1 protein-coding gene is annotated in these 425 nt (G+C 69.4%); it reads left to right on the top strand.

The window, feature by feature from the left end; all coding sequences use genetic code 11:
- Nucleotides 1-425: phage major capsid protein (locus QWZ14_RS08450; RefSeq protein ID WP_290316195.1), on the top strand; the 425-nt coding region annotated here is incomplete at both ends.

Here is a 425-nt window from a genome sequence, read left to right as displayed (position 1 = left end):
GCCGCGGAGACCGCCGAGGCCGGCTCGTACCCCGAGGCCGCGCTCGCGCTGACCGAGCGGACCGTCGCGGTCCGCAAGATCGCCGTCTACCTGCCCGTCTCCGACGAGCAGTTCGAGGACGAACCGCGCGCCCAGCAGTACGTGAACAACCGGCTCCCGTTCATGCTCCGCCAGCGCCTGGACCTCCAGATCCTCGTCGGCGACGGCTCCGCCCCGAACTTGCTGGGCACCGAGAACGTCTCGGGCATCCAGACCCAGGCCTTGGGCACCGACTCGACCACCGACGCGATCTACAAGGCCATGCGCCGCATCCGCGACGAGGGCTTCGCCGAACCGAGCGTCGTGTTCATCCGGCCCTCGGCGTGGGAGTCCGTGCGGCTGATGAAGACCGCGGACGGCATGTACATCTGGGGTCACCCGTCGAT

This window comes from Paeniroseomonas aquatica, assembly GCF_030409335.1.
Lineage (GTDB): Bacteria > Pseudomonadota > Alphaproteobacteria > Acetobacterales > Acetobacteraceae > Belnapia > Belnapia aquatica.
Note: the sequence above shows the minus strand (reverse complement) of the source record. Positions and strands in the feature narration are given on the sequence as shown.